This window comes from Neobacillus kokaensis, assembly GCF_014656545.1.
Taxonomy (GTDB): Bacteria; Bacillota; Bacilli; order Bacillales; family Cytobacillaceae; genus Neobacillus; species Neobacillus kokaensis.
Genome location: NZ_BNDS01000049.1, coordinates 1 through 8,458, shown reverse-complemented (window position 1 = coordinate 8,458; position 8,458 = coordinate 1). Strand labels below are relative to the sequence as shown.

10 protein-coding genes and 1 other RNA gene are annotated in these 8,458 nt (G+C 40.6%); 7 read left to right on the top strand and 4 right to left on the bottom strand.

Annotated elements, in window-relative coordinates; all coding sequences use genetic code 11:
- Nucleotides 1–193: 193 nt before the first annotated feature.
- The 4 genes from IE222_RS25740 to IE222_RS25725 form a co-directional block, all read right to left on the bottom strand.
- Nucleotides 194–889: a deoxynucleoside kinase gene (locus IE222_RS25740; protein ID WP_191277239.1), complete on the bottom strand. Its 696-nt coding sequence runs from the start codon at nucleotides 887–889 to the stop codon at nucleotides 194–196.
- A complete protein-coding gene (locus IE222_RS25735; protein WP_191277238.1) occupies nucleotides 886–1,548 on the bottom strand; it encodes a deoxynucleoside kinase in 663 nt (220 codons plus the stop codon). The genes IE222_RS25740 and IE222_RS25735 overlap by 4 nt, the downstream gene beginning before the upstream one ends.
- Before the next feature lie 190 nt (nucleotides 1,549–1,738).
- On the bottom strand, nucleotides 1,739–3,028 hold the full coding sequence (locus IE222_RS25730) for a LysM peptidoglycan-binding domain-containing protein (protein ID WP_191277237.1): 1,290 nt from the start codon (nucleotides 3,026–3,028) through the stop codon (nucleotides 1,739–1,741).
- A 38-nt stretch (nucleotides 3,029–3,066) separates the two neighbouring features.
- Complete coding sequence (locus tag IE222_RS25725; protein WP_191277236.1) at nucleotides 3,067–3,642, bottom strand: cysteine hydrolase family protein; 576 nt, start codon at nucleotides 3,640–3,642, stop codon at nucleotides 3,067–3,069.
- 88 nt (nucleotides 3,643–3,730) lie between these two features.
- Here IE222_RS25725 and tadA point away from each other — a divergent pair, with 88 nt between their 5' ends.
- The 7 genes from tadA to IE222_RS25690 all read left to right on the top strand — a co-directional run bounded on the left by tadA (nucleotide 3,731) and on the right by IE222_RS25690 (nucleotide 8,160).
- Nucleotides 3,731–4,246 (top strand): tRNA adenosine(34) deaminase TadA, encoded by a 516-nt coding sequence (tadA, locus tag IE222_RS25720; RefSeq protein WP_191277235.1) that lies wholly within the window; start codon nucleotides 3,731–3,733, stop codon nucleotides 4,244–4,246.
- Nucleotides 4,247–4,327: 81 nt separating this feature from the next.
- Nucleotides 4,328–4,593: signal recognition particle sRNA large type (ffs, locus tag IE222_RS25715), an RNA gene on the top strand.
- A gap of 140 nt (nucleotides 4,594–4,733) precedes the next feature.
- Nucleotides 4,734–6,425: a DNA polymerase III subunit gamma/tau gene (gene dnaX, locus IE222_RS25710; protein WP_191277234.1), complete on the top strand. Its 1,692-nt coding sequence runs from the start codon at nucleotides 4,734–4,736 to the stop codon at nucleotides 6,423–6,425.
- 21 nt (nucleotides 6,426–6,446) lie between these two features.
- Nucleotides 6,447–6,770 carry a YbaB/EbfC family nucleoid-associated protein gene (locus IE222_RS25705; protein WP_370465092.1) on the top strand — a complete coding sequence of 108 codons (324 nt, stop codon included), beginning with the start codon at nucleotides 6,447–6,449 and terminating at the stop codon, nucleotides 6,768–6,770.
- Nucleotides 6,771–6,888: 118 nt separating this feature from the next.
- Entirely contained in the window at nucleotides 6,889–7,485 is a 597-nt protein-coding gene (recR, locus tag IE222_RS25700) for a recombination mediator RecR (RefSeq protein ID WP_191277233.1), read from the top strand.
- A gap of 36 nt (nucleotides 7,486–7,521) precedes the next feature.
- On the top strand, nucleotides 7,522–7,740 hold the full coding sequence (locus tag IE222_RS25695) for a YaaL family protein (protein WP_191277232.1): 219 nt from the start codon (nucleotides 7,522–7,524) through the stop codon (nucleotides 7,738–7,740).
- 156 nt (nucleotides 7,741–7,896) lie between these two features.
- Nucleotides 7,897–8,160 carry a pro-sigmaK processing inhibitor BofA family protein gene (locus IE222_RS25690; RefSeq protein ID WP_191277231.1) on the top strand — a complete coding sequence of 88 codons (264 nt, stop codon included), beginning with the start codon at nucleotides 7,897–7,899 and terminating at the stop codon, nucleotides 8,158–8,160.
- Nucleotides 8,161–8,458: the final 298 nt, after the last annotated feature.

Here is an 8,458-nt window from a genome sequence, read left to right as displayed (position 1 = left end):
GAATCCCTCTTCCTCCGCCATTTATTTTATAATCGCGCATAAAAACTGGAGATAAAAATTCGTTACAAGCAATTGTAACGAATTTTTTTTGCCCTGAAAAAGGGAGAAGCGGCGCTAAAGTAAATCAGAACAATCTATCAATGTGAAGTTTTGCTCTGCTAACAACGCCTAAAATTAAAAAACACATATTGGTTTAACCAATATGTGCCTTTGAAATATGAAGAATCTCGTTTAATTTGTTTTCAACATCACGGCAGACTCTTTCAGCATCTGACTTACTATTGACGACATCCGTGGTATCCATATCAACCACTAGCACTTCACTTGCATCATATCGTTCCATTACCCATTCATCGTAGCCCTTCCACACTTCAAAATAATATTCCTTTAATTCGGGATTAATTTCAAAGCTGCGGCCGCGGTCCATAATCCGGTTAAGAACCGTATCAAAGGAGCCTCTTAAGTATACCATTAGATCGGGGGCCTTTTTAGGAAGCTGTGCTAATTCTTCCATCATGTTACCCACGAGCTCTTCATAAATGTTGAATTCTAGTTCGGAAATTCTGCCTAAGTTTTTATTTACATAGGCAAAGTACCAGTCTTCGTAAATGGAACGGTCCTGTATCGTATAAATTGGATTTCTCCAATTGATGCAATCCTTCACAGTTTTAAATCGTTTATTTAAGAAAAATAGCTGCAGCAAGAAGGGGATTCTTTTAGCATCCAATTCTTCCGGCGTCAGTTCATAATAGAGCGGAAGGATGGGATTATCATCGACCGTTTCATAAAATACTTTACTTTCAATCCCTTTATGTTGAAAGTGTACCTTTAACGTGTCGGCCACACTTGTTTTTCCAAGACCTATCATACCACCAATAACGATGCTCACGAACATCCCCCTGTTCTTAACGTGTTTGTCCCGACTGATTGAAGTGCTGACGATAATTTTTCAAAGATAAGCTCCAGATCGTGTTCGTTTTTTACAAAGTCTAACTCATCGCCATTAAAACGAAGAACGGGTATTTCTGGATGTTCCTTTTCGAATAACGCAATCGTTTGTTCATAGTCAAGCGAAAGCTGTTCTAAATAAAGCGGGCTGATATTTTTCTCCACTTCCCGGCCCCGAAGCTTAATCCGTTTTAAAAGTGTATCAAGGCTGGCGTTTAAATAAATAATGACGTTCGGCTTTGGCATATCTTCTGTTAATATTTGATATATTTTATGATATTTATTATATTCTTCGCCATTTAATGTTCTTTGTGCAAAAATCAAATTTTTAAAAATATGATAATCAGCTACCACTGGCTGTTTTTTGCTCAGGAAATGGGTATTGATATCCCCTAATTGTTTAAAGCGATTGCAGAGAAAAAACATTTCCGTCTGGAAACTCCATTCCTCAATATTTTCATAAAACTTTCCTAAGAATGGATTTTCGTCGACAATCTCTTTTAGCAGCGCGAATTGAAATTGTTCTGAAATGGCTTTGGCTAGAGATGTTTTTCCTACACCAATCGGCCCTTCAACCGTAATAAAGGGTATCTCCCCCATTTGATATCCTCCTTCTCCAGCTTACTGCGATATTCTAATCTATATGTTATAACGAAAGATGTCTGACATTCGATGTCAAAAAGCGACATAATTTTTACAGTGCAAAGAATATTTTATCATAATCTGCAGAAGGAAGGGATATGGAATTTTTTTATAATTATTAAAAAAACTGCCGTAAAAAAGACGGCAGTTACGTTCCTCGTTTAGTGACGTTAAAGTTATCAACAATTAGCAGCCAATTTTGAGGGAAGGCCAGCCCTAGTTTCCAATAGCTCATTCCTCTTAAATTTAATTCCTTAATTAAATCAAATTTTGCCTGGATCGAGCGGGCATCTTCGAACCAAACTTCATGCTGCTTGCCAGAAGCATCGGTATATTTGAAAAATGGTGCCTGTGCTTTTGTGTCATATTGAATCGGGACATGGTGGCTGGCCGCAAGCTGAATTGCCTGCTGCGGACTGACCGCCTTGGCAATGGTCCCTTGAACAAACGGCAAGGTCCAATCATATCCATATAAATTTTGCCCCATTAAAATTTTAGTTGAAGACATTTCTGAAACGGCAAAATCTAATACCTTTCTTACTTGATCAATCGGGGATACGGCCATTGCCGGACCGCCGCTGTAGCCCCATTCATAGGTCATAATGACAACAAAGTCAGAGATTTCCCCGTGTGCCTTATAGTCATGGGCTTCATACCATAATCCTTTTTGTTCACGGCTTGTTTTAGGAGCAAGAGCCGTCGACATGAGCCAGCCTTCCCTCTGGAACCTTTGTTTGGCCTTCCTTAAAAAACGATTATAGGCTTCACGATCAGCCGGGCGTAAAAATTCAAAATCAAAATGAATATCGCGGAAACCATATTTTTTGGCGGTTGCCACAATATTATTTAAAAACTTATCCTGAATCGCAATATCGTTAAGCAATATTCTTCCTAACTCATCACTGAACTGATCATTTTCCTGGTTATTAATGACCATCATTAAGACATTTCGATTGGCTCTGGCAATAGCGGGGAACTGATTGAGCAAAGGTTCTTTCAATGTACCGTCACGGCGTGCTTGAAAGCTGAATGGGGCTAAATAGGTTAAGTAGGGTGCTGCCTCACGGGCGCTGTTTTCTAGAGCAGGTGCAACGGTGGTGCCGCGCGGTTCAACATAGGCATTGAATTCAGCATTTCGCTTTTTCCCTTGAGGGATATAAAGTCTGAGGCCGACCTGTAATGGCTGATTAACAGGAATGCGGTTAATCGACGCAAGCTGTTGGTATGGGACACCAACTTTTTGACCAATAGAGTATAGGGTATCACCTTGCTGAACGAAATAAAAGTGTCCGATAATAGGAATAACGATTGCCTGGCCCACAACAAGGTTGTTAGGATTCGGCAGATCATTCGCTTCAGTAATGTCGTTTACGGTTGTATGGTAAGTCCTTGCAATTGTTGTCAATGTTTCATTTTGCTTAACAACGTGGATTTGCATAATTATCCCTCCTAAAGCACACATACGCTACAACCATTCTATGAGGTCGAGGGAGAATTCATGATATAATCTTGGTAAATTTCATGATTGCTTGGTTCTATTTTTGCCTTTAATACGTTTTTCATCATAGTTAAGGCGTATTGATTATCGTCCTCTGAGACTGAAGCAAGACAATCAGAAGGGATCAGTAGTTCAAATTCTCTCATATAAGCATCATTAGCTGTAAACAAGACACAAATATTCCCTGCGATGCCGGTTAACAGAAGTGTATTTACATTTAATTGATGAAGTAATGTGTTAAGAGCTGTTCCGTAAAAGGCGGAATGCTTCGGCTTGATTAAAAAATAGTCATCTTCTCCGGGCAGCACCTTATTCATTATTGGATTACTATATTGGTTGCTGCAATATTGGATGATTTTTTGATAGTCAGCCTGCCATAAATTATAATGATCATTGATAAAAATGACCGGCAGCTTCATTTTGCTAAATTGGTCCTTTAGTTTTTTTATTGGCTGAGAAATTTTTAGAGCCTTTGCAGCTAATACAGAACCTTGAGGGAAATCAAAATTATTGATCATGTCGATAATAATAAGCGCAGTTCTAGTATTTTTCATAAGTCTTTCTCTCCTTTTTTCCTATTTTGGGGAGGGTTGTTGTTTTTTATCCACTATTATTTACCCATTTAAAGGCGGTTTTATCTGAATGAACGAACAAGATGAATATTTTATGAAAGAAGCAATAAAAGAAGCGCAAAAAGCCCAGGATTTAAATGAGGTGCCGATAGGGGCAGTGATTGTTTATGATGGAAAAATTATTTCCCGGGCACATAATCTGCGGGAAAGCGAGCAAAATGCGGTAGCCCATGCAGAGCTGTTAGCAATTGACAAGGCCTGTCGGGAAATTGGGTCATGGCGCCTCGAGGACACAACCCTGTATGTCACCCTCGAGCCGTGTCCAATGTGTTCCGGAGCGATTATCTTATCAAGAGTCAAACGCGTTGTTTACGGTGCCAGCGACCCAAAAGGAGGGTGTGCCGGCACGCTGATGAACTTATTAGAGGATCAACGCTTTAACCATCAAAGCGAGGTTGTGACAGGGGTGCTGGAAGCAGAATGCGGCGCACTGCTGTCGAATTTTTTCAAAAAGATCCGCGAACGTAAAAGGCAAGAGAAAAAACTGCGTCAAGCAAATTCAGATCTTACAGAAATTGACAGTTAATAACAATTGCTTTTTTGCTGGATTATTTGTATACTAAAAAGGCGTCAGATAAGACGCACTTAAAAATTGGTATCAACTTTGCCGTGCTAGGTGGGGAGGTAGCGGTGCCCTGTACCCGCAATCCGCTCTAGCGGGACTGAATCCCTTCTCTGAGGCTGATATCCTGTAGGGTCTGCCTTAAGTAAGTGGTGTTGACGCCTGGGTCCTGCGCAATGGGAATCCATGAACCATGTCAGGTCCGGAAGGAAGCAGCATTAAGTGGAAGCTCCCATGTGCCGCAGGGGTGCCTGGGCCGAGCTAACTGCTTAAGTAACGCTTATGGGTGTCAGTCGAAGGAAGGTGCACGGCAGTTATTACATATTGCCTTGCCTATAAATCAAACTCACCTCATGATTGAGGTGAGTTTTTTTGTGTACTCTTTGAAAAAATAGAAATACATACGTTATAATGGAGAAGATGAAAAAAATTTTGAAGGAGGCGGTGTCTTGTGGCTTATCAAGCTTTATATCGTGTTTGGCGTCCTCAGACTTTTTTTGATGTGGTAGGACAAGAACATGTCACGAAGACCTTGCAAAACGCCTTACTTCAGCAAAAAATCTCACATGCGTACCTATTTTCTGGTCCAAGAGGAACAGGAAAAACAAGTGCGGCTAAGATATTAGCAAAGGCAATTAACTGTGAGCGCGCACCGGTTTCAGAACCATGCAATCAATGTCCGTCCTGCATAGGTATTACCAACGGAACGATTCCAGATGTCCTTGAATTTGACGCTGCATCGAATTCTAGGGTCGAAGAGATGCGTGATGTCCTTGATAAGGTTAAATTTGCCCCAACGGCTGTCAATTATAAAGTGTATATCATTGATGAGGTGCACATGCTCTCAATCAGCGCCTTCAATGCCCTGTTAAAAACATTAGAAGAACCGCCAAAGCATGTCATCTTTATCTTAGCAACAACAGAACCGCATAAAATTCCACTGACGATTATTTCTCGTTGTCAGCGGTTTGATTTTAGAAGAATTACGGCAGGTTCTATTGTAGAGCGGATGAAGCTTATTACAGAAGAGTCGGGGGTTGACTGCGATGATCGAGCGCTGCAAATGATTGCAAGAGCAGCTGATGGCGGTATGCGTGATGCCTTAAGTCTGCTTGACCAAGCCATCTCTTACAGCCAAGATCGTGTGACGCTCGAAGACGCCCTTACTGTAACGGGAGCGGTGTCGCAGGGCTTTTTAAATAAAATGGCAAGGGCAATAAACGAAAAAGATGTTGTCAGCGGATTAGAGGCATTAGATGAACTTCTGTTCCACGGGAAGGATCCGGCACGCTTTATTGAAGATCTGATTCTTTTTTACCGTGATATGCTGCTTTATAAGGCGGCTCCGAATCTAGAAGAATCGCTTGAAAGAGTCATGCTGGATGAGGAGTTTAGGCAAATGGCGGAAGAAATCCCTATTGAGGAAATCTATCAGCTGATTGACCTTTTAAATAAAACGCAGCAGGATATGCGCTGGACGAATCATCCAAGGATATTCCTTGAGGTATCTATAGTTAAATTGTGTCAATTGGAATCAAAGCATTCTGCGGTGCCGCAATCAGGGGTAATGGAACAATTATTATCGAGGATTGACCAGCTGGAAAATGAGCTGCAGCAACTAAAATCCTCAGGGATATCTCAAACAGTACAGGATCCGGCGCCACAGCCGCAAAAAGCGGCACCTCGATCTTCACGTAATACTTTCCAGCCTCCGGTTGGAAAAATAAATGAAGTCTTAAAACAGGCAACAAAAACGGAATTGAATCTTGTGAAAGCTCATTGGGGTGAAATGCGTGGAAGCATATTAAAGTCCCATGCAGCTTTACTAAATGAAGCAGAACCAGTTGCGGCTTCGGCTGCTGCTGTTATTATAAAATTTAAGCATGAAATGATTTGTCAAATGGCAATGAGTCGGAATGATTTTCTTGAAGCGGTAGCGGCCACATTGTTTAAATTAACATCGAAACAGTTTTCACTGCTAGGTGTACCAGAAGAGCAATGGCTGTCAATCCGTGAAGAATTCCTCAATAGCGGCCACCATGATGAAAGTGGCAGTACGGGCGAGTCAGTTCGAGAAGAGGAACCGCACATTGCTGAGGCTAAGAAATTATTCGGTGCTGAATTTGTTGAAATTATTGATTAAAATTAATGGAGGTAGAGTGTTATGATGCGTGGCGGTGGAATGGGAAACATGCAAAATATGATGAAACAAATGCAAAAGATGCAAAAGAAAATGGCGGAAGCCCAAGAACAATTAGGTGAAGAAAAAATTGAAGGGTCCTCAGGCGGCGGAATGGTAACCGTCGTAATAACGGGCCATAAAGAAGTAGTAGACGTGCAAATCAAACCTGAAGCTGTTGACCCTGATGATGTAGAAATGCTTCAAGACCTTGTGCTGGCAGCTGTCAATGATGCCCTTAAAAAGGCGGAGGATTTGACAAACAATACAATGGGACAATTCACAAAAGGATTAAATTTACCGTTTTAATTAGAAAAGCGAAAAGCGCCTTGGTTAGGGGCTAGACAATAAAAAATAAAAAGCAAAAGTGCCAGTGAACTAAAATAAGCTTACCAGGCACTTTTGCTTTTTTGAGGAGTAATTAGAAATGCATTATCCAGAACCGATTTCAAAGTTAATTGATAGCTTTATGAAACTGCCGGGGATTGGACCAAAAACAGCAGCCCGGCTGGCGTTTTTTGTTTTAAGCATGAAGGAAGATACAGTGCTCGATTTTGCAAAAGCACTTGTAAATGCCAAACGTAATTTAACATATTGCTCTGTGTGCGGCCACATTACCGATCAGGATCCTTGTTATATTTGTGAGGATCAGCGCCGAGATAAGAGCATAATATGTGTAGTGCAAGATCCAAAGGACGTAATTGCGATGGAAAAAATGAAGGATTTCAACGGCCTGTACCATGTCTTACATGGGGCAATCTCACCAATGGACGGTATTGGTCCGGAAGATATAAATATTCCGGATTTGCTAAAGCGCCTGCAGGATGAAACTGTACAAGAAGTCATTTTGGCGACAAACCCAAATATTGAGGGTGAAGCGACGGCTATGTATATTTCGCGATTAATCAAACCATCGGGAATTAAAATTACAAGAATTGCCCATGGTCTTCCGGTTGGCGGGGATCTTGAATATGCGGATGAGGTTACCTTGTCAAAAGCATTAGAGGGCCGTCGGGAATTATAGCGGCAGATATTATTGTATTTTCCGGGGGTAACAGATATGTTTTTTCGGCGTAAAGAGTGGCTTCGAAAAGAGTTCGATGAAAAACTGCTTAATCAATTGAATAAGTTTAAAGAAAATTGGCAGCAGGAAAAAGCGCTGTTGGAAAGAAGCTTCGATCCATCAGAAGAAGTCATTTGTCAAACTAAAATAGCGGAAGCCAAATATATTTTCCTTTTAAGGGAAGCAAAACAACGGAAGATTAACTTAAGAAGATAAGCGGTGCATTCGAGAGGCCCTGATTGTAAATCTAAGTAAAATAGTATGTATACCCAGCCTAAGCATTTTTTTGCTTAGGCATTTTTTAATAGTTCTATTTTGGATAACTTGTACATAACCTGTAAGTAAAGTGACCTTTGGAGGGGGAGCGCTCTCTTGGAACCAATCATTGTAATCTCAGTTCTTGGCGGACTAATTATTTTAATGCTGCTATTTGGTGCTCCATTTAAACCAGCCCGATTTGTGGGCCAAGCCGCCATTAAATTAATAATAGGGGCATTATTTTTATTTTTTTTAAATGTGGCGGGGAATCAGTACGGAATACATGTTCCGATTAATTTTGCCACATCTGCTGTCTCAGGCTTTCTTGGGATTCCAGGTCTGTTTGCTTTAGTTGCTATTCAGCTATGGGTTATCTAACTGTCGTACCGCAGAGAACTTCTGCGGTTTTCCTTTTGGACATAAAGAAGTACAAATTTCAGATTTTGTCCTCATGGACTCGTCAAATCATAGACGAGTTTTTATTTATGTCTAAAATATGTGGAGATGGTTTTAAAAAAGTTTTAAAAAAATTAAAAAAGGTGTTGACCCTATGATGGAAATCATGTAATATATTAAAAGTCGTCACCACGACGGCAAAGAAAACTTCAAAAAAGTTGTTGACATAAACAACTTGAAATGTTATATTAATAAAGTCGTTCTTTGAAAACTAAACAAA

Excerpts from the sequence above, each read along its gene's own strand:
- IE222_RS25735 (WP_191277238.1), bottom strand. The coding sequence starts at position 1,548 with ATGGGGGAGATACCCTTTATTACGGTTGAAGGGCCGATTGGTGTAGGA.
- IE222_RS25730 (WP_191277237.1), bottom strand. The coding sequence starts at position 3,028 with ATGCAAATCCACGTTGTTAAGCAAAATGAAACATTGACAACAATTGCA.
- IE222_RS25725 (WP_191277236.1), bottom strand. The coding sequence starts at position 3,642 with ATGAAAAATACTAGAACTGCGCTTATTATTATCGACATGATCAATAAT.
- tadA (WP_191277235.1), top strand. The coding sequence starts at position 3,731 with ATGAACGAACAAGATGAATATTTTATGAAAGAAGCAATAAAAGAAGCG.
- IE222_RS25705 (WP_370465092.1), top strand. The coding sequence starts at position 6,447 with ATGATGCGTGGCGGTGGAATGGGAAACATGCAAAATATGATGAAACAA.
- recR (WP_191277233.1), top strand. The coding sequence starts at position 6,889 with ATGCATTATCCAGAACCGATTTCAAAGTTAATTGATAGCTTTATGAAA.
- IE222_RS25695 (WP_191277232.1), top strand. The coding sequence starts at position 7,522 with ATGTTTTTTCGGCGTAAAGAGTGGCTTCGAAAAGAGTTCGATGAAAAA.